Annotated in this window: 20 protein-coding genes and 1 pseudogene; 9 read left to right on the top strand and 12 right to left on the bottom strand. The window is 73.5% G+C overall.

Annotated features, from left to right (window positions below; all coding sequences use genetic code 11):
* Positions 1–87 precede the first annotated feature (87 nt).
* Complete coding sequence (locus tag PT931_RS28520) at positions 88–762, bottom strand: response regulator transcription factor (RefSeq protein ID WP_456248796.1); 675 nt, start codon at positions 760–762, stop codon at positions 88–90.
* Between the two features lie 37 nt (positions 763–799).
* On the opposite strand from PT931_RS28520, the pseudogene PT931_RS28515 reads away from it, so the two are divergent.
* Together PT931_RS28515 and PT931_RS28510 are read left to right on the top strand one after the other, a co-directional pair.
* A pseudogene (locus PT931_RS28515) lies at positions 800–1,066 on the top strand (carbohydrate-binding protein); the annotation flags it as partial.
* A gap of 208 nt (positions 1,067–1,274) precedes the next feature.
* Entirely contained in the window at positions 1,275–2,042 is a 768-nt protein-coding gene (locus tag PT931_RS28510; RefSeq protein ID WP_456248795.1) for a trans-aconitate 2-methyltransferase, read from the top strand.
* Positions 2,043–2,082: 40 nt separating this feature from the next.
* On the opposite strand, the gene PT931_RS28505 is transcribed toward PT931_RS28510, so the two are convergent.
* The 7 genes from PT931_RS28505 to kdd all read right to left on the bottom strand — a co-directional run bounded on the left by PT931_RS28505 (position 2,083) and on the right by kdd (position 9,232).
* Positions 2,083–2,508, bottom strand: coding sequence for a DUF1761 domain-containing protein (locus PT931_RS28505; protein WP_456248794.1), 426 nt, complete (start codon positions 2,506–2,508; stop codon positions 2,083–2,085).
* A 69-nt stretch (positions 2,509–2,577) separates the two neighbouring features.
* Positions 2,578–3,885, bottom strand: a complete 1,308-nt coding sequence (locus PT931_RS28500; protein ID WP_456248793.1) for a glutamate mutase L — start codon at positions 3,883–3,885, stop codon at positions 2,578–2,580.
* 112 nt (positions 3,886–3,997) lie between these two features.
* Positions 3,998–4,369 carry a 3-aminobutyryl-CoA ammonia lyase gene (gene kal, locus PT931_RS28495; protein ID WP_456248792.1) on the bottom strand — a complete coding sequence of 124 codons (372 nt, stop codon included), beginning with the start codon at positions 4,367–4,369 and terminating at the stop codon, positions 3,998–4,000.
* A complete protein-coding gene (kamE, locus tag PT931_RS28490; protein ID WP_456248791.1) occupies positions 4,366–5,166 on the bottom strand; it encodes a lysine 5,6-aminomutase subunit beta in 801 nt (266 codons plus the stop codon). The genes kal and kamE overlap by 4 nt, the downstream gene beginning before the upstream one ends.
* Entirely contained in the window at positions 5,163–6,716 is a 1,554-nt protein-coding gene (gene kamD / locus PT931_RS28485; RefSeq protein WP_456248790.1) for a lysine 5,6-aminomutase subunit alpha, read from the bottom strand. Before kamD ends, kamE begins: the two co-directional genes overlap by 4 nt.
* A 3-nt stretch (positions 6,717–6,719) precedes the next feature.
* Positions 6,720–8,198 (bottom strand): amidohydrolase, encoded by a 1,479-nt coding sequence (locus PT931_RS28480; RefSeq protein ID WP_456248789.1) that lies wholly within the window; start codon positions 8,196–8,198, stop codon positions 6,720–6,722.
* A gap of 5 nt (positions 8,199–8,203) precedes the next feature.
* The gene (gene kdd, locus PT931_RS28475; protein WP_456248788.1) at positions 8,204–9,232 is read right to left on the bottom strand and encodes an L-erythro-3,5-diaminohexanoate dehydrogenase; all 1,029 of its coding nucleotides are present in this window, start codon (positions 9,230–9,232) and stop codon (positions 8,204–8,206) included.
* 102 nt (positions 9,233–9,334) lie between these two features.
* Here kdd and PT931_RS28470 point away from each other — a divergent pair, with 102 nt between their 5' ends.
* Positions 9,335–10,738: a KamA family radical SAM protein gene (locus tag PT931_RS28470; RefSeq protein WP_456248787.1), complete on the top strand. Its 1,404-nt coding sequence runs from the start codon at positions 9,335–9,337 to the stop codon at positions 10,736–10,738.
* Between the two features lie 103 nt (positions 10,739–10,841).
* On the opposite strand, the gene PT931_RS28465 is transcribed toward PT931_RS28470, so the two are convergent.
* Positions 10,842–11,699, bottom strand: coding sequence for a polysaccharide deacetylase family protein (locus PT931_RS28465; RefSeq protein ID WP_456248786.1), 858 nt, complete (start codon positions 11,697–11,699; stop codon positions 10,842–10,844).
* 164 nt (positions 11,700–11,863) lie between these two features.
* Between PT931_RS28465 and PT931_RS28460 the strand changes: the two genes are divergently transcribed.
* Genes PT931_RS28460 through PT931_RS28450 form a run of 3 tightly spaced genes read left to right on the top strand, consistent with a single transcriptional unit; the run spans position 11,864 to position 14,062 of the window.
* Positions 11,864–12,079 carry a DUF1059 domain-containing protein gene (locus PT931_RS28460; protein WP_456248785.1) on the top strand — a complete coding sequence of 72 codons (216 nt, stop codon included), beginning with the start codon at positions 11,864–11,866 and terminating at the stop codon, positions 12,077–12,079.
* A 49-nt stretch (positions 12,080–12,128) separates the two neighbouring features.
* A complete protein-coding gene (locus tag PT931_RS28455; protein ID WP_456248784.1) occupies positions 12,129–12,734 on the top strand; it encodes a PadR family transcriptional regulator in 606 nt (201 codons plus the stop codon).
* Complete coding sequence (locus PT931_RS28450; RefSeq protein WP_456248783.1) at positions 12,731–14,062, top strand: FAD-dependent oxidoreductase; 1,332 nt, start codon at positions 12,731–12,733, stop codon at positions 14,060–14,062. The genes PT931_RS28455 and PT931_RS28450 overlap by 4 nt, the downstream gene beginning before the upstream one ends.
* Before the next feature lie 100 nt (positions 14,063–14,162).
* Here PT931_RS28450 and PT931_RS28445 read toward each other — a convergent pair whose 3' ends face one another.
* Both PT931_RS28445 and PT931_RS28440 read right to left on the bottom strand, forming a co-directional pair.
* The gene (locus PT931_RS28445; protein WP_456248782.1) at positions 14,163–14,615 is read right to left on the bottom strand and encodes a DUF4442 domain-containing protein; all 453 of its coding nucleotides are present in this window, start codon (positions 14,613–14,615) and stop codon (positions 14,163–14,165) included.
* 13 nt (positions 14,616–14,628) lie between these two features.
* On the bottom strand, positions 14,629–15,804 hold the full coding sequence (locus tag PT931_RS28440; RefSeq protein WP_456248781.1) for a lipase family protein: 1,176 nt from the start codon (positions 15,802–15,804) through the stop codon (positions 14,629–14,631).
* Between the two features lie 118 nt (positions 15,805–15,922).
* On the opposite strand from PT931_RS28440, the gene PT931_RS28435 reads away from it, so the two are divergent.
* Positions 15,923–16,732, top strand: coding sequence for an SAM-dependent methyltransferase (locus tag PT931_RS28435; RefSeq protein ID WP_456248780.1), 810 nt, complete (start codon positions 15,923–15,925; stop codon positions 16,730–16,732).
* Positions 16,733–16,781: 49 nt separating this feature from the next.
* Here the strand turns inward: PT931_RS28435 and PT931_RS28430 are convergent, their stop codons facing one another.
* Positions 16,782–17,231: an Lrp/AsnC family transcriptional regulator gene (locus PT931_RS28430; protein ID WP_197004079.1), complete on the bottom strand. Its 450-nt coding sequence runs from the start codon at positions 17,229–17,231 to the stop codon at positions 16,782–16,784.
* Positions 17,232–17,335: 104 nt separating this feature from the next.
* Here PT931_RS28430 and PT931_RS28425 point away from each other — a divergent pair, with 104 nt between their 5' ends.
* Together PT931_RS28425 and PT931_RS28420 are read left to right on the top strand one after the other, a co-directional pair.
* Positions 17,336–17,992: an O-methyltransferase gene (locus tag PT931_RS28425; RefSeq protein WP_456248779.1), complete on the top strand. Its 657-nt coding sequence runs from the start codon at positions 17,336–17,338 to the stop codon at positions 17,990–17,992.
* A gap of 206 nt (positions 17,993–18,198) precedes the next feature.
* On the top strand, positions 18,199–18,849 hold the full coding sequence (locus tag PT931_RS28420) for a LuxR C-terminal-related transcriptional regulator (protein WP_456248778.1): 651 nt from the start codon (positions 18,199–18,201) through the stop codon (positions 18,847–18,849).
* Positions 18,850–18,861 lie beyond the last annotated feature (12 nt).

Raw genomic sequence — 18,861 nt, 5'->3', positions numbered from 1 at the left:
TCGCGTTGGCCCCGTGCCCGTGCGCCGTCCCGCCTCGGCGCGGCTCCGGCCCGGCCCCCACCTCGGCTGGGCCCGCGGGCGGCCCCGTCAGGACCGGGAGTCGTCCGGGTGGCGGCGGGCCAGGGCGACGGCGATCTCGACGCGGGAGGCGAAGCCGAGCTTGGCCAGGATGTTGGACACGTGGCTCTGCACGGTCCGCGGCGACAGCAGCAGCTCGGCGGCGATCTCCGGATTCGACCGGCCCCGCCCGACCAGGGCCGCGACCCGGGCCTCCGTGGGGGTGAGCGCGTCCCACACGGCCGCCGGGCGGCGCTGGACGAGCCGGGGGCCGCGCCGGACCCCGTACCCGCGCAGTCGGGCGTCGGCCCGGGTGACGTCCCAGGCGGCGCCGAGCCCGTGGTAGGCGCGCACCGCCTCGGCGAGGGCCGCGCGGGCCCCGGGCACGTCCCCGGCCCGGCCGAGGACCACGGCCGCCTCCTCGCAGCACTGGCCGAGCGCCAGGGGGGCCGGGGCGAGGCGGTGCAGTTCCGCGACGGCGAGCAGCGCGTCGGCGTCGGCGTCGAGGACGGCCCGGGCCTGGCGGGCGGCGGCGACCCGTCGGGGCAGTGGTTCCCGGGCGGCGTCGGCGTCGGCGGCACCGGCGGCGGACCGGGCGAGCGGTTCGTCCCCGCAGGCCAGGGCGAGCCGGACCAGGTCGGGCAGCCACAACCACCGGTCGAACAGGTCCTCGCCGTCGGCCGGTCCGGTGGTGCCGGCGAGCACGGCCGCCGGTCCGCTTCACCGGCGGCGGCCTCGGCGGGGACTGGCGGGTCTCCGAGGGCACGTCCTACCCCGGCGGGCCGGCGCGACCGGCGGGGTGAGCGGGCTGGTCGAGGTGCGCCTGGACAGCCCGTCGGGCCCGCCGGTGGGCAGTTTCGCGGTCGCCGGCACCGGCGGGTGGCAGTCGTGGCGGACGGTGCCGGCGAACATCAGCGCCGTGACCGGCACCCACGACGTGTACCTGACCTTCGCCAGTGGCCAGCCGGCCGACTACGTGAGCGTCAACTGGATCACCTTCGGGCACTGACCGGTGGGGCCGCCCGTCCTCCCGGGGTGGCCCCAACCCCTTTTCCGGGGTACCGGAACGCGCGCCGGCCGCGGGACCTCGAGCCTCGCGCCCGGCGCGCACCGCGCGGCGCCACCTCGCCCCGCACGGCCTCCGCGCACCGGTTGTCACCGTGCCCCCGCCCGTGTACGGTCAACCAAGACGTACGTACGGTTTATAAGGAGCGCACATGTGGGACCCGAACACCTACGCCCGCTACGGTGACGAGCGCAGCCGCCCCTTCTTCGAGCTGGTCGCCCGGATCGGCGCCACCGCGCCCCGCACCGTGGTCGACCTGGGCTGTGGCCCCGGCAACCTGACCGCCACCCTCGCCGACCGCTGGCCGGACGCGGCGGTCAGCGGACTCGACAGCTCCCCCGAGATGATCGACAAGGCCCGGGCGTCGTCGGACCTGGAGTACGCGGTCGCCGACGTCAACGACTTCACGCCCGGCCCCGACGTGGACGTCCTGGTGTCCAACGCCGTGCTCCAGTGGGTGCCGGAGCACCAGGAGCTGCTCCGGCGCTGGTCACGGGCCCTGTCCCCCGGCGGGTGGCTGGCGTTCCAGGTGCCGGGCAACTTCGCCGCGCACTCGCACGAGACCCTGCGCGCGCTGGCGTTCGAGGAGCCGTGGCGCGACCTGCTCGACTGGCAGCCCCGGGTCGCCCCCGTGCTCGACGCCGCCGGGTACGCGCAGCTGCTGCTCGGCGAGGGGCTCGCGGTCGACGCGTGGGAGACGACGTACGTGCACCTGCTGCCGGCCGCCGACGTCCACCCCGTACTGACCTGGATGGAGGGCACCGCGCTGCGGCCCGTCCGGTCCCGCCTCGACGACGCGCACTGGGCGGCGTTCCGCGCCGAGCTGGGCGCGCGGCTCGCGGAGAGCTACCCGACGACGCACGGCGTGGTGGCGTTCCCGTTCGCGCGGATCTTCTGCGTCGCGCACAAGGCCGGCTGACCGTCGCCCGGCCGGCCGGACCAGCGGGGCCGGCCGGCCGCTACGTCCACACCGCGAGGATCACGGCGACGAGGACCAGCCCCACCAGGTGGTACCCGGCGGTGATCGCCACCCAGACCATCGGCCGGGCCTTCTGCGGGTCGAAGTACCCGGTCACGAACAGCACGGCGACCGCGAGCCCGAGGCCCACCACGAGCCCGAGCACCAGGCCCTCGGCGACCGTGTCCGTGCCGGTGGCGCGCGCGAGCACCGCCGTGGCGACCGTGGACACCGAGCAGGTGATCAGGGGCCCGATGTAGTACGAGGGTCCCGGGGTGGCGCCGCCGGTCATGTCCGTGCCGACGGCCCTGATCCACGGCTTCGCGATCAGGGGGACGGAGAACCACAGGCCGCCGAGGGCGAAGTACGCCAGCGCCGCGACGAGGACGGCCCACCAGTTGAGGTCGCCGAGCACACCGAAGGTCATGGCACTCCCCCGTTCCGGTCAGGGGTCCGCACCGCCGAGGATAGTACCCCCCGGAAGTCCTGTCCGGATTTATGCCTTTTCGGTGGCGACCCCGGCGAGGAGGGCGCGGGCCACGTCCGGGTGGTCCTCGGCGAGCAGTCCGGCGGCGGCCAGGACGTAGGCGCGGTCCACGTGCCGGTGGGCGGCGCGCGGCGTGGGCCAGGAACCGGCGTGGTCGGACAGCGCGGCGGCCAGCAGCGCGTCGGAGGCGTCGGCGGGCAGCGTGCGCAGGACCCCGCCGGAGCCGATCACCAGGCGGACCTCGCGCAGGTCCTTGCCGCCCCGCAGCGGCCCGTCGGCGAGCACCCGTTCGCCCCGGGCGTGCCGGCGCAGCGCCACGGTCACCGCCAGCTCGGCGAGCCGGGCGTCGACGGCCAGGTCGTCGGCGAGGAACCCGGGGTCACCGGCGCGGGCGTCGGCGGCCGGGGCGAGCACCCGGGCCTCGGCCTCGCCGATCAGCTTCTCCCGGACCGCCGCCTCGACGACGCCGGGCGCACCCCAGCGCACCCCCAGATCCCCTTCGACGGTACGGGACCGCCACAGGGTGCCGGCGACCTCGCCGTGCAGGCCGGCCTCGCGCTCGGGGTCGGGGGTGAGCACGGAGTACACGTCGGTGGTGGCCCCGCCGACGTCCACGACCACCACGTCCCCGTCGAGGAGTTCCACGGCCGACAGCACGATGTCGGGGGTCGCGCCCCGCACCAGCGAGGCGAACCGCGGCCCCCGCGACAGCTTCTTGCCGCCGATCACGTGCCGCAGGAACACCTCCCGCAGGGCCAGGCGCGCGGGCCCCGGGTTCAGGGTGCCGATCCGGGGCAGGACGTTGTCGCAGCCCACGGCGGTGCGGGCGGCCAGGAGCGCGCACGCCTCCTCCCGGGCGTCGGCGTTGCCGGCCACCACGACGGGTACCGCGATCCGGCTGATCCGGCGCGCGTTGTGCAGGATCGTCTCGGCGTCCCCGCCGTCGGTGCCGCCCACGAGGAGCAGCACGTCGGGCTTCGCGGCGCGGACGGCGGCCACCCCGGCGGCGTCGAGCCGGCCGGCGGAGACGTGCACGACCTTCGCGCCGGCCGACATGCCGACCCGGTAGCCGGCCTCGGCGGTGACCAGGGCCTCGTACCCGATGACGGCCAGCCGCAGCCCGCCGCCCGCGCTGGAACACGCCCGCAGGTCGTCGAGCCGCAGCCCCGTCGCGGCGACCGTGGCGTCCACGCCGCGCAGCACGTCGGTGTCCAGGGTGGTGGGGTGGCTGGCCGTGGCGACCAGTTCCCCGGTACCCGTGTCCACGACGGCGAGCTTGGTGAACGTGGACCCGACGTCGACGCAGCCGATCAGCACCCGACACCCGCCGGGAGGCCGCGCCACGTCCCCGTCAGCCGACCCGGGCGACGGCACACGGGGCCGGGGCCGAGGGTGCCGCGCGCCCGGTGGTGCCGGGAGGAACCGTGGCTCACTTCGCCGGGACGACCACGGTGCCGGTCGCCGTGACCGCCACGATCGGGGTCTCCAGGATCTCGGCGGCCGACTCCGATTTGTCCGGCCGGCCGCGCCCGACCACCCGGCACTCGAAGTCGATGGTCCGCGACCGGGTGCCCATCCGGGTCACGGTCGCCACGACCTCCAGCAGGTCGCCGGCCTTCATCGGCGCCTTGAACTGCACGTCGGAGTACGAGGCGAACAGGCCCTCGTCGCCGTCGAGGACGATGCACACCTCGGTGGCGACGTCGCCGAACAGGCCCAGGGCGTAGGCCCCGTCGACCAGGTTGCCGGCGTAGTGGGCGTGGCTGTAGGGGACGTAGCGGCGGTGGGTCACGGTGGTCATACGAGGGCTCCTGCTTCTTTGGTCGCTCCGACGCTCGGCACAGAACGCCTCGCGCCGTCGCTCGACTTCTCCACGAGTGCGTGCACGAGGTAGCTGGCCACCTCGCCGGGGGTGGTGCCGCGGCCGAAGATCCGGTCGACGCCGAGCTCCCCGGTGGCCAGTTCGTCGAACCGGGGTCCGCCGACGATGAGCAGGGGACGCTTCGCGGCCGGGAACGCCTCCCGGAACGCCGCCGACATCTCCTTGGTGTTGTGCAGGTGCGCGTCCTTCTGGGTCACGACCTGGCTGACGAGGACCGCGTCGGCCTTCTCGGCCCGGGCGCGTTCGACCAGTTCGGGGACGGCGACCTGGGCGCCGAGGTTGACGACCCGCAGTTCGCGGTAGTACTCCAGGCCCTTCTGGCCCGCGTACCCCTTGATGTTGAGGATCGCGTCGATGCCCACGGTGTGCGCGTCGGTGCCGATGCACGCGCCGACGACCACGAGCTTGCGGCGCAGCCGCTTCTTCACCACCGTGTTGACCTCCTTGGCCCCCAGCAGCGGGAAGTCGCGTTCCACGACGACGACCTTGTCGAGTTCGACGAGGTGGCGCACGGAGCCGTAGACGACGAAGAAGGTGAAGTTGTCGCCCATCGGCTTGGCGTGCACCAGCATCGCCGGTTCCAGGCCCATCTTGGCCGCCAGCTGCAACGCCGCGCCCTCGGCCCGCTTGTCGTGCGGGATGGGCAGCGTGAACGACACCTGGGTCATGCCGTCGCCGGTGGTGTCGCCGTACGGGCGGACGATGTTGCCGCTCACGCCTGTGCCTCCAGGATCTCCGTGGCGGGGTTGTAGTAGCCCTCGCCCTGCACGGCCACGCCCTCGAGGCCCTTGCCCCGGTCGGCGGGCCGCTTCATGATGCCGAACGTGCCGTCGGCGATCGCGTTGAGCAGCGTGTCGTCGGCGATGGCCTCCAGGAGCCCGATGGACTCGTTGAGCACCTCGTTGGCCCGGTTGCGGATGAAGCCGCCCGGGGCCGGCACGAAGTCCTCGTGCAGGTTGCCGGCCGCGCCGAGCACGTACCGGACGTTCTGCAGCGCGATGTCGCGGTCCGACAGCCACGGGGTGACCACGGCCTCGGTCATCATGCCGACGAGCAGGATGCTCTGCCCGGTCAGCGCGCCGGCCAGGTTGAAGAACCCGTCGAGGAGGTTGCCCTTGAACACGTCGCCGGTCATGTGCTTGGTCGGCGGCATCCACTTCAGGGGCGCCTCGGGGAACAGTTCCCGGGCGAGCAGGGCGTGCGCGAGTTCGAGCCGGAACGAGTCGGGCACGTCCGGGTTGATCTCGAACGCGTGCCCGAGCCCGAGCTGCCAGTCGGCGAGCCCGGCCTCCTTCGCGAAGTACTCGTTGAGCAGCTGCGACGTGGTGACCGTGTGCGCGGCCTCCACGGCGTCGGCGGTGGTGAGGTAGTTGTCCTCGCCGGTGTTGATGATGATGCCGGCCCGGGCGTGGATCTGCCGGGAGAACCGCTGGTCGACGAACGTGCGGATCGGGTTGATGTCGCGGAACAGGATGCCGTACATCGAGTCGTTGAGCATCATGTCGAGGCGTTCGAGGCCGGCGAGGGTGGCGATCTCGGGCATGCACAGGCCGGACGCGTAGTTCGTCAGCCGGACGTAGCGGCCCAGCTCCTTGGACGACTCGTCGAGCGCGGCGCGCATCAGGCGGAAGTTCTCCTGGGTGGCGTACGTGCCGGCGAAGCCCTCCCGGGTCGCGCCCTCGGGCACGTAGTCCAGCAGGGACTGCCCCGTGGACCGGATCACCGCGATGATGTCGGCGCCCTCGCGCGCGGCGGCCTGGGCCTGCGGGATGTCCTCGTAGATGTCGCCGGTGGCCACGATCAGGTAGATCCACGGCCGCTGCTTCGGGTCGCCGTGCCGCTTGACCATCTTCTCGCGTTCGACCCGGCGGCGGTCGATCTGCTTGATGCCCGCGCCGACCGCGCGCCGGGAGGCCTTGCGGGCCCGGGTCGCGTCGCCCCTGCCCGGCACCGTGAACCGGATCGACCCGGCGGCGGCCTTCTGGGCCAGCAGGGTCGGGTCGGCGAGGTTCTCGGCGGCCATGGCGTGGAACACGGGGACGGCGACCCCGTGTTCCAGGCCGATGTCCGCGCGGACGGCGTCGACGAGCCGGTTGACCCAGGGGATGCCGTCGGGGTCGGCCCCGGACACGCCGGCCAGGCGCAACAGGGCCCGCTCCACCGACACCGTCGTGTGGGTGCGGGCGATCTCCACCACGGGCGCACCGGCCCGGACGGCGAGCTGTCGGGCCCGGTCGACCAGGACCGGGTCGAGGTCGAGCTTCACTTCTCACTCCTCATGGATTGTCCTCCCACGCAGTACCGTCCGCAGGCAGCGGGGTGCGCCCTGGTCCAGATCCGGCAGGCCCTTGGCGTCGGTGTCCCACACCGCGAACGTGGCGGCCCCGCCGGGGGCCAGCACGCCCTCGTTGTCGTGCCGCACGGCGCGCCAGCCGCCCCGGGTGTGCGCGGCGAACGCGGCCTTCGCGCTGATCCGGTGCACCGGGTTGTGGTGCCGGGTCGCGGCGAGCACCGCCCCCCACGGGTCGAGCGGGGTCACGGGCGCGTCGGAGCCGAACGCCAGGGTCACGCCGACGCCGTGCAGGGCGCTGAACGGGTTGGCGGCCAGGGCGCGTTCGACGCCGAGGCGGGCGGCGTACATGCCGTGCTCGCCGCCCCACAGCCGGTCGAACACGGGCTGCACGCTGGCGATGATCCCGAACTCCACGAAGCCGGCGATGAGTTCCTTGTCGAGCAGTTCGGCGTGCTCGACCCGGTGGCCGGCCTCGCGGACCGCCTCGACCCCGAGCTGCTCGGCGGCGCGGGCGAACCCGTCGACCACGGCGCGCAGCGCCCCGTCGCCGATGGCGTGGAACCCGCCCTGCATGCCGTGCGCGGCGCAGTCCACCAGGTGCGCGGCGACCTGCTCGGCGGTCAGGTAGGCGTGGCCGTGGGTGTCGCCGTCGTGGTAGGCGTCGCGGACGCAGGCGGTGCGCGAGCCGAACGCCCCGTCGGCGAACAGGTCCCCACCGGCCCCGACCGCGCCCAGCTCCCTGGCCTTCGCGGCGGCGCAGAGCTCACCCCAGAAACCGAACACCTGGGGGTACTCCTCCCCCGCCGCCAACAGTCCGGTGAAGTCCGCCTCGGAGGACAGCACCGGCCCCCCGCACTCGTGCACGGCGGCGATCCCGAGGGAGGCGGCGTGCCGCAGGGCGAGCCGGCCGGCGGCGGTACGGTCGGTCGCCGCGAGCGCCGCGTAGGCGGCCTTGCGGATCTCGTGGTGCGCGTCGAGGCGGACCCAGCCGTCGGGGTCGTGCCCGATCCGGCCGGCCGCGTGGTGCAGCAGCGCGGTGGACGCGAGCGCGGAGTGCTTGTCGATCCGGGTCAGGTACACCGGCCGGCCGCCGGCCGCGGCGTCCAGTTCGGAGGCGGTCGGGGGTTCCGGCAGCTCCCAACCGTGTCCCATGATCAGGCCCTCGGTGCGCACGGCGCGGGCGGCGACCCGGGCGAGCAGGTCGCCGGCGCTGTGGCAGCCGGACAGGTCCAGCCCGGACAGCGCCAGGCCGGTGTCGGTCGCGTGCATGTGGGCGTCGACGAACGCGGGCGTGACGAGGCGGTCGCCCAGGTCGACGACGCGCGGGGTGCCGGGCGCGTCGGCGCGCGCGCCGAGCCACGTGATCCGGTCACCCTCGACGAGCAGGGCGTTGGCGGTCGGGTCGGCGGGGCTGTAGACCCGGCCCGAGACGTACAGGATGGGGGTGGTGTCCATGGTGTTCAGTCTGCCCGCAGCCGGCCCTCGAAAAGCGTCCTGACGCCCGGCTCGCCGCGCAGGAGTTGCAGGGCGACGTCGGCGTGCCCGGGCACGTATCCGTTGCCGACGAGCATGGTGACGTCGGCGGCCAGGCCCTCGGCGCCGAGCGCGGCGGCGGCGAACGAGGTGGCCATGGAGAAGAAGACGACGGTGCCCCCGGCGGCCGTGGCCAGGATCGCGCCGTGTTCGCAGCCGGGGACGTCCACGCACACGACGGTGACGTCGGCGGGCCCGCCGAGCGCGCCGGACACGGCGTCGGCGAGCGCGACGGGGTCCCGCGCGTCGGCGATGGCCACGTGGTCGGCGATCCCGGCGCCGGTGAGCAGCTCGGCCTCGCGGGCGTGCGGCACGATGCCGACGGTGCGCGCGCCGGCCTGCCGGGCGGCGGCCAGGGACAGCGAGCCGGACTTGCCGGCCCCGCCGATCACGGCGACGGTCGCGTCCCGGTAGCCGGCGACGACCCGGGCGGTGAGCGCGGGCGCGCCGCACACGTCGAGGACGGCCAGGGCCAGCTCGGGGTCCATGTCGTCGGGGAGCTTGGCGGCGATGGAGCGGCCGAACAGGATGGCGTGGCCCTCGGCGGGCACCTGCTCGCTGCGGCCGTCCCAGCCCTTGAGCCCGTCGGTGATCATCAGCGGGGTCAGGGTGAGCGAGACGAGGGTGGCGACCCGGTCGCCGACGGCCAGGCCGAGCGGGGAGTCGGGGCCGACGGCCTCCACGACGCCGATCAGCATGCCGCCGGAACCGGTGACCGGGTTCTGCATCTTGCCGCGTTCGGTAACGATCGCGCATACCTCGGCGCGCACGGCGGCCCCGTCCCCGGCGTGCTTCTCGGAGAGCTGGCGGAAGCTCGCGGCGTCCAGGTTCAGCCGTTCGACCCGGATCCGCACCTCGTCGGCGGCGATTTGAGGGCTGGCGTCCAGTTTCCGGGCGGCCTGGGGCAGCACCCCGGCCGGCTCGATCACTCTGTGCAGACCCACTGGCGACGACACGTAAAACCCCCTCCGACCGGAAATCCTCCGGCAGCGTACTTCCTACACGGGATATTCTCCAGTACGGTTCCGCAGGCATATATTTTTTGTAGGAGGGGTGACATGGCCGAGCAGCCTTACGAGTACCGGCGTCGGGAGATCGTCGAGCCGGACTGGACGCGGCTGCCCGGATACCGGACGGTGACCCGCGACCAGTGGGAGTCCGCCCAGTGGCAGCGCGTCAACTGCGTGAAGAACGTCAAGCAGCTCCGGGCCCTGATGGGCGACCTGCTCGACGAGTCGTTCTACGCGGACCTCGAGGCCGACCAGGCGCAGCGCGCGACCATGTCGATGCTGGTCCCGCCGCAGATGATGAACACGATGGTCCCGCACGAGGTGCCGACCACCGAGTCGTTCTACGCCGACCCGGTCCGCAGGTACATGCTGCCGGTGCTGTCCGACCGGCGCACCGACTTCCCCTCGCACCCGTACGCGACGCGCGACTCGCTGCACGAGCACGACATGTGGGTGGCCGAGGGGCTCACGCACCGGTACCCGACGAAGGTCCTCGCTGAGCTGCTGAGCACCTGCCCGCAGTACTGCGGCCACTGCACCCGGATGGACCTCGTCGGCAACTCCACCCCCACGATCGACAAGCTCAAGCTCTCACTCAAGCCGGTGGACCGCTACGACGCGCACATCAACTACCTGAAGTCCCAGCCCGGCGTGCGCGACGTCGTGGTCTCCGGCGGCGACGTGGCCAACGTGCCGTGGAAGAACCTCGAGTCGTACCTGATGCGCCTGCTGGACCTCGACACGGTCCGCGACATCCGGCTGGCCACCAAGGCCCTGGCCGGCCTGCCGCAGCACTGGCTCCAGCACGACGTGGTCGAGGGCCTGGAGCGGGTCGCCAACACCGCGCACCGCCGGGGCGTCAACCTCGCGATCCACACCCACGTCAACCACGCCAACTCCGTCACCCCGCTGGTGGCGAAGGCCGCGCGGACCGCGATCGACGTGGGCGTGCGCGACGTGCGCAACCAGGGCGTGCTGATGCGCGGCGTCAACGCCACCAGCGTCGAGCTGCTGGACCTGTGCTTCGCGCTGCAGGGCGAGGCGAACATCCTCCCCTACTACTTCTACATGTGCGACCTGATCCCCAACGCCGAGCACTGGCGGGTGTCGGTGTGGGAGGCCCAGCACCTCCAGCACGCGATCATGGGCTACCTGCCCGGGTACGCGACGCCGCGGATCGTGTGCGACGTGCCGTTCGTCGGGAAGCGCTGGGTGCACATGCTCAGCGAGTACGACAGGGACAAGGGCATCTCGTACTGGACGAAGAACTACCGCACGTCCATCGAGGCCACCGACACCGAGGCCCTCGAGCGCACCTACGCCTACTACGACCCGATCTACACCCTCCCGGAGGAGGGTCAGGCGTGGTGGCGCGAGCAGCACCCGGTCGAGGACCCGGCGGCCCAGATCGTGGCCCAGGCCTCGCGCACGGCCGCCGCGCTGGCCTACTAGAACGGCGGAACGCCCCCCGCGGATGATCCGTGGGGGGCGTTCCCGTGTCCGGCCGGGCGGCACCGCGCCGGCCCGGCGGCGCGGCGGGCGCCCGGCCTGCGGGTCAGCAGGGACCCAGGTCGCTCCACACCCACCACGCGGTCCGCGGATCCTCCAGCACCGTCCACCAGTTGGCCTGGTACACCCGCCCGGCCCGGGTCACCCGGTCGCCGGCCACGTGCGTGTCGTGCGTGCGCCAGGTCGGCGCGGTGCACGCGGGCGGGTACGGGCCCCCGGTCACGGCCGGCAGGTCGAAGCTCCAGCCGCCGGCCTTCCACTCGGGGATCATCGCCGCGTACGCGTCCAGGGTCGGCTGCCGCCAGCCCCCGCCGTCGTGGGACAACGCCACCGCCGTCGGGTACGCCTGCGCGCGCAGCCGGGTCGCGAGCACGTCGGCCGCGGAGCCGTCCCAGTCCTGCGGGTCCATCGTCCAGGCCAGGGAGGACATGCCCAGCTCGGCCGCGACCAGCGGGGCGTTGCCGAAGCCGCCGAACGGGGCCCGGAAGTACCGGATCGGCAGGGCCGGGTCCCCGGCGGCGGCCCGGATCGCCGCGTTGGTGGCCGCCAGGTCCGCGCGGATCGCCTCGGGGGTCCAGTCGGCGACGTAGTCGTGCTTCCAGGTGTGGTTGCACACCGCGTGCCCGTCGGCGACGATCCGGCGGACCAGCCCGGGGTTCGCCTGGACCTGGCTGCCGAGCAGGCAGAACGTGGCCCGGACCTTCTGCGCCCGCAACAGGTCGAGGACCTTCGGGGTCCAGTCGGGCGAGGGGCCGTCGTCGAAGGTGAGGGCGAGGACCTTCCCGCCGCCCCGGGTGGCGTAGACGACGTCGCCGGTCGGGCCGGCCGCGTGGGCGGGCGCGGCGGTGCCGACCACGGCGGCGAGGGCCGCGAGCAGGGCGAGGGCGCGCGTTCTCAGGCGCATGAGGGGGCCTTTCGACGTCCCGCCGGACGGCAGGAGTGAGGGGTGTCGATGCGTACCCTATGAGAAATGTTCTTTACAGTAAAGAACGCCAGCCCCGGGCCCGGCGCGCCTACGATCAGGACAGGGCCACCGCCCCGGACGGCCCCCGTTCCCAGGAGCCCGCCATGTTCGCACGCATGGTCGCCGACTGCACGACGACGCCCAACGAGGTCGGCTGCACCCTCGTCATCATCGGCGAGGAGGACGAGGTCATCCGGGCCGCCGCCGCCCACGCGGTCAGCGTGCACGGCGAGCACAACTCCCCGGACCTGATCGACACGATCCGCCGCGACCTGCAACCCGAACGCGCCTGGCTGGCGGCGCACACGATGCCGGTCTAGCCCGCCGCGCCCGTTGTATAGCTGCCAGGAAACTAGTATCCTGGCAGCTATGACGTTCCGCCGCTCTCCGTTGGCCCTGGCCGTCCTCGCGCTCCTCGTCGAGGAGCCCATGCACCCCTACCGGATGCAGCAGCTCATCAGGCAGCGCAACAAGGACCAGGTCGTCAACGTCGGCCACCGCGCCAGCCTCTACAAGACGATCGACCGGCTGCTGGCGGCCGGGCTGGTCGCCGTGCGGGCCACCACCCGCGACACCGCCCGGCCCGAGCGCACCGTCTACACGGTCACCGACGCCGGGGCCACCGCGTCCCGGGCCTGGATGGCCGAGATGCTCGCCAACCCGGCAGCCGAGTTCCCCGACTTCCCGGCCGCGATGAGTTTCCTGCCCCTGCTCACCCCCGCCCAGGCCGCCGAGCACCTCGGCCACCGCGCCGTCGCGCTCGCCGCCCGCCTCGAACAGATCGACACCGAGCTCCGGGAGTACGGGCCGGTGCTGCCCCGGGTCGCGCTCGTGGAGTCCGAGTACCTGCACGCCATCACCTCGGCCGAACTCGGCTGGGTGACCGCCCTCGTCGCCGACCTGCGCAGCGGAGCCCTCACCTGGAGCGAGGAGCAGCTCCGCGCGCTGGCCGCACAGTTCGGGAGTACCCCATGAGAGTCATCGTCATCGGCGCCGGCACCGGCGGCCTCTGTCTCGCCCACGGCCTGCGCCGCGCCGGCATCGAGGTGTCCGTGCACGAACGCGACCGCACCCGCACCGGCGGCCTGCAGGGCTACCGGGTCGGGATCAGCCCCTCGGGCAGCCGCGCCCTGTCGCGCTGCCTGCCCCCGGAGCTGTACCGGACGTTCCTGGCCACCTGCGCCCGCACTCCCCGGCACTTCACCATGTACACCGAGAAGTTCCGCGAGGTCCTGAGCCTGGATCTCGTGGAACAGCCCGTCCCCGAGGACAACGAGCGGTCCGTCAGCCGGATGACCCTGCGCCAGGTCCTCCTGACCGGCCTGGAGGACGTCACGCACTTCGACCGCGAGTTCACGCACTACGACCGGCACGCCGACGGCACGGTCACCGCGCACTTCGCCGACGGCAGCGCGGTGGACGGTGACGTCCTGGTCGCCGCCGACGGCACGAACTCGGCCGTCCGCCGGCAGCACCTGCCGCACGCCCGGCTCGAGGACGCCGGGATCGTCGCGGTCGGCGGCAAGGTCGCGCTCACGCCCGAGATCCGCGCCCTGCTGCCCGACCGGGCCCTCCACGGCATCTCCACCGTGTTCGCGCCCGGCGGCCAGTTCTGCATCCTGCACGTCATGGAGTTCCCCTGGGACCGGTCGGGCGCGGTGCGGACCGGGATCGGCGGCACCGACGCGGAACTCCTCGCCGCCTGGCCCGGCCTGCTGTTCGACAACACCCGCGACTACGTGATGTGGGGCTTCTCCGCCGCGACGGACAAGTTCCCGGCCGACATCGGCGACCGGCGCGGCGAACAGCTCCGGCGGCAGGTCCAGGCCATGACCGGCGACTGGCACCCCGACCTGCGCGCGCTGTTCGCCCGCACGGAGGACGACACGGTGTTCCGGGTGAACATCCGCACCTCGGTACCCGTCGAGCCCTGGACGCCCAGCACGGTCACGCTGCTCGGGGACGCCATCCACACCATGACCCCCGGCCGGGGGATCGGCGCCAACACCGCCCTGCGGGACGCGGCGCTGCTGACCCGGAAACTCACGGCCGTCCGCGACGGCAGGTCCGACCTCCTGACCGCCATCGGGGAGTACGAGACCCGGATGCGCGAGTACGGCTACGAGGCCGTGGCCGCCTCGAAGAAGCAGATGAGCGGCGCCGACCCGATCCACCGGCCGGTCCTCGGCCGGGCGGTGCTCGCCGGGATGCGCACCGGGATGCGGCTGGTCAACCACGTGCCGGCACTGAAGCGGCGGATGGCGGCGGCGGAGCAGTCGTTCCGGACGGCGGAGGACGAGTAGCGGGGGCGCCCGGCCGCGGCCACCGGTCCGCGCCCAGCGCCACGACATCGGGGAGGTCACCCGCGTGGGCGACCTCCCCGATCGAGTCGTGCTCCGGGGCTCAGACCCGGTTCGGCCGCAGCGTCCAGTGGATCGTCATCTCCCCGGTGGGGGTGCCGTCCTCCGTCCGCAGCGCGACGTGCACCGGGAACTCCGGCCGCTGCCCCGCGTCGAGCTCCGCGACGACCTCCTCGCGGGTCCGCCCCAACGTGGCCTCGGCGACCACGGGCCCCATGGCCAGCTTCGTGTACCGGATCTCCGCGCGCGCCGCCAGCGGGGTCGCCCGGGCCAGCTGGTCGGCGAAGCTGCCGATCACCACGGCCCCGGAGGCCGACTCGGCCAGGGTGAACATCGCCCCGGCGTGCGGACCGGCGACGTGGTTGTGGTGCGCCTCGTTGTCGGGCAGCCGCAGGACGGCCCGCCCGGGGGTCACCTCCAGGTACTCCAGCCCCAGGGTGCGCACGAACGGCACGGCGTCGCGCAGAGCCGACACGACGGCTTCGAAGGTCATCATGCCCGCCACGTTACTAGCCAGTAACCCGGTTGGCCAGCCACCCCACCACCGCCGGGGCCATGAACTCCAACGTCGTGATGTGCCCGCCGGCCGGGGTCGCCCACCACGTCAGGTCCGCGCCGCGGGCTCCCCAGCGGTCCCTCAGCCCCGTGGACACGTCGAACGGCAGCAGCTCGTCGGTCGGCGAGTGGTACAGCAGCACCGGGTCCGCCGGCCGCACGCCGCCGAGGCGCTGCTCGTCGAGCCGGGCCCGCCAGTCGGGCAGCGCCAGCACGTCCACCGTCGTGAACAGCGACAACTGCCGGAACGCGTACTTCACGCTGAACTCCGCCACGCAGGACTCGCGCACGTCCGCCACGGCCAGCGCGCCGAGCCGGTTGAGGTGGCTGTCCAGATCCAGCTCCGGGTACGCCGCGTCCAGGCCCACGCCCGCCGCCAGGATCAGCCCCGAGCCCCCCTTGCCGTCCTGGAACGCCGCGACCCGCGCCAGGTCGGCCGGCGGCGCGCCCACCGCGGAACCCCGGAGGTCCAGCTCCGGCGCGTACGAGCCCGCCAGTTCCGCCGCCCAGCCCGCCGCCTGGCCGCCCTGCGAGTAGCCGTGGATCGCGACCGGGGCGGCCGGGGACAGCCCGTCGAGCCGCCCGGCCGCCCGGACGACGTCGAGCAGCGCGTGGCCCGCGGACCGGCCCGCCACGTACGTGTGGTCGCCGGGGGTGCCCAGGCCCTCGTAGTCGGTGACCGCGACCGCGAAGCCCCGGTCCAGGAACATCCGCATGATGTTCGACTCGCCCTCGAGCCCGGTCGCGATCCGCCGGGACGGGGCGCACTGGTCGCCCATGCCGTGCGTGCCGACCGCGTAGCCGACGATCGGGCGGGTGCCCTGGTAGCCGCGCCTCGGCACCAGGACCGTGCCGCTGACGGTGTTCGGCTGGCCGGTCGCCGAGGTGGACCGGTACAGCAGCTGCCAGGCGGTCGCGTCGCCGAAGCCGGGGGCCCGGACCTGCCGCACCGACACGAGCTCGCCGGGGGCGCCGGCCGCGTCCGCCGGGCCGGTGGTCCACCAGCTGTCACCGGCCTCCTGGCCGGTCGCCGCGGCCCCGGCCCGGTCGGCGGCCTGGGCCGGCCCGATCTGCCCGGTCGCCACCAGCAGCCCCGCGACCAGCACGGCCGTCGTCCATTTTCGCGCCATGGTGCCTCCTCTGTGAGTTGCCCTCATGGTTAGCATGCAGTCTAGACTGCATGCTAGAGGGTAACGATGCCAATCGATGTCCAGGAAAACGGGCACCATATTGCATAGAGTTTCCAACATGGATGAAGCGGTTCAAAGCACCAACGACTGGATGGCCGCCATCCGCGCCCACGAGACGACCCGCGCCGACCGCTACCTGCGCGACCCGTACGCGAAGCTGCTCACCGGGCCGGACCCCGAGGGCACCCTGGCGGCGCTGCGCGCGCTGAACTGCCCGATCGACATCGTGGTGGTCCGGGGCCGGTTCGGCGACGAGGCGCTGGCCCGCTCACTCGACCTGGGGGTGCGGCAGGCCGTGTCCCTCGGCGCGGGCACCGACACCCGGGGCTACCGGCTCGACCTGCCCGAGGACCTGGTGCTCTACGAGATCGACCTGCCCGGCCAGCTCGCCGCCAAGCACCACGCGCTGGCCACGGCCGGCCTCACGCCGAGCTGCCGGATCTCGCCGGTGGAGACCGACGTGCGCGGGGACTGGACCGGCGAGCTGGGCGCCGCCGGCCACCGCGCCGACCGGCCCACGGCCTGGATCGTCGAAGGCCTGCTCTACTACCTGGAACCCGACGCCGCCGACCGGGTGCTCGGCCAGCTCACAGAGCGGTCGGCCCCGGGCTCGACGCTGCAGTTCGACATCCCGGACGACGGGTACCTGACCGATCCCGGGACGCAGGAGTTCCTCGCGTACCTGGTCGGGCGGGGCTCACCGTTCCTCGGGCACACCGCGGACCCGGTCGGCTGGCTCGGTCGGCACGGCTGGTCCGCCGAGGCCTACCAGTCCGACACCCTGGAAACGTGCGCGTGGCTGCCACCGGCCCCGGAGCGCCTCACCCGCACCTACCGCCACCTGTGGCACGTGCACGCGACCCGCTGAGAACCTTTTCCGGGTACGCGGGACGCGCGGCCCGAACCGGGGGCGGCGCCTACTCCTGGCCGATCCGCCCCGGCCGGCCCTCGTACGGAGTGGACAGCACCACCGTCGTACGGGTCGTCACGTTGGCCGCCGTGCGGATCTCCTGGAGCAGGCGCTCCAGGTGCGTCGGGCTGGCCACCCGCACCATGAGCAGGTAGAAGTCCTCCCCCGCGACCGAGTAGCACGACTCGACCTCGGGCAGGTGCGACAGCCGCTCGGGCGCGTCGTCGGGCTGGGAGGCGTCGAACGGCCGGATGGCCACGAACGCGGTCAACGGCAGGCCGAGGGCCTCGTAGTCGATCCGGGCCGAGTACCCCTGCAGGACGTTGCGTTGTTCCAACCGGCGGACCCGCTGGTGCACCGCCGACACCGACAGCCCGACGCGGTCGGCCAGATCCGTGTAGGACAGCCGGCCGTCCGAGCGCAGCGCCGCGACGATGGCGCGATCGATGTCTTCCATGCCGCAGACGTTACCGGTGGCGGCGATCCAGGTCACTGTGGCTTGTGCATCCTAGGAGACTGGCCCGCACCGGACAGGCGGACCCACGGAGGTAGCCTGAGGCCATGTCGAGCAGAAGCATCACCATTGACGCGAAACTCCAGGACTACATCGTCGCGCACAGCGGCATCGACCCCCTGGTCGCCGAGCTGATCGCCGAGACCCAGGCCAACCTCGGCGGCTCCGCCGGGATGCAGATCTCCGCCGAGCAGGCGGCGTTCACCACCACCCTGACCCGGCTGATCGGGGCCCGCAGCGCCGTGGAGGTCGGGACGTTCACCGGCCTGTCCGCGCTGTCCATCGCCCGGGGCCTGCCCGCCGACGGCCGCCTGATCTGCTGCGACATCAGCGAGGAGTGGACGGCCGTCGGCCGCAAGTACTGGGAGCGGGCCGGCGTCGCCGACCGGATCGAGCTGCGGATCGCGCCGGCCGCCGAGACCCTGGCCGCGCTGCCCACCGAGGCGACCATCGACCTCGCGTTCATCGACGCCGACAAGACCGGCTACCCGACGTACTGGGGCGAGCTCGTCCCCCGGATCCGGCCGGGCGGCGTGATCCTGGTCGACAACACGCTGTGGAGCGGCCGGATCATCGACCCGTCCGACACCAGCGAGAGCACCGTGGCGCTGCGCGCGTTCAACGAGCTGGTCACCTCCGACGACCGGGTGGACTCGGTGATCCTGCCGATCGGCGACGGCCTGACCCTGGCCCGCCGCAAGTAGCGACCCCGACCCGGGCGGCGCCCACCGGAAAGCGGGCACCGCCCGGGTGCGGATCGCGCGCGGGTGCCGCCGGGGCGTACCCGACGGATCCGGGTTTTCTTCTTCGTGCGTGCGCTCTTCCCGGGCGGACCTTGACCGGCGCCCCGGGGACCTGTGACCATCCCCGGAAACGTGAAGTTCGTTCCCCTCCCCCGGAGTGTGGACTGATGCGCCTGCTGCTGGTCGACGACGCACGCCTGTACGCCGAACCGCTCGCCGACAAGCTGCGCCACGAGTCCCGGATCGCGGCCGTGGACACCGCGTCGGACCCCGCGCAGGTCGCGCGCCGGGTCGCCGCCGGCCCGGTCGACGTGGCCCTCGTGAACGCGGCCATGGCCGAACTGCTGCCGGTGGTCCGGCTGCTCGCCGCGCACCGGGTGCCGGCCGTCGCGCTCGGCGTCACCGAGTCCGAGCCCGAGGTGCTGGCACTCGTCGAGGCCGGGGTGCGCGGGTACCTGCCGAAGGACGGGTCGTTCGAGGACCTGGCGAGCGTGCTCGACCACGTCACCCGGGACGAGCTGCTGTGCCCGCCGAGGATCGCCGCCGCGCTCGGCCGCCGGCTCGCCGCCCTGTCCGCCCAGCTCCCGCCCGCCCTGCCGTCGACCCCGCTCACGCCCCGCGAGCTGGAGGTGCTGGCCCTGCTCACCCAGGGCCTGTCCAACAAGGAGGTCGCGCGGGTGCTGTCGATCGAGATCCGGACCGCGAAGAACCACGTGCACAACATCCTCGACAAGCTCGGCGTCAACAGCCGGGGCGAGGCGGCGGCCCTGGCCCGTCAGGTGGCCGGAACCGCCGCCCCGCCGCTGCGCGCGGCCTGACGGTTCGCGCCC

This window comes from Longispora urticae (genome assembly GCF_053902585.1).
This window is presented reverse-complemented; position numbering and strand designations above follow the sequence as displayed.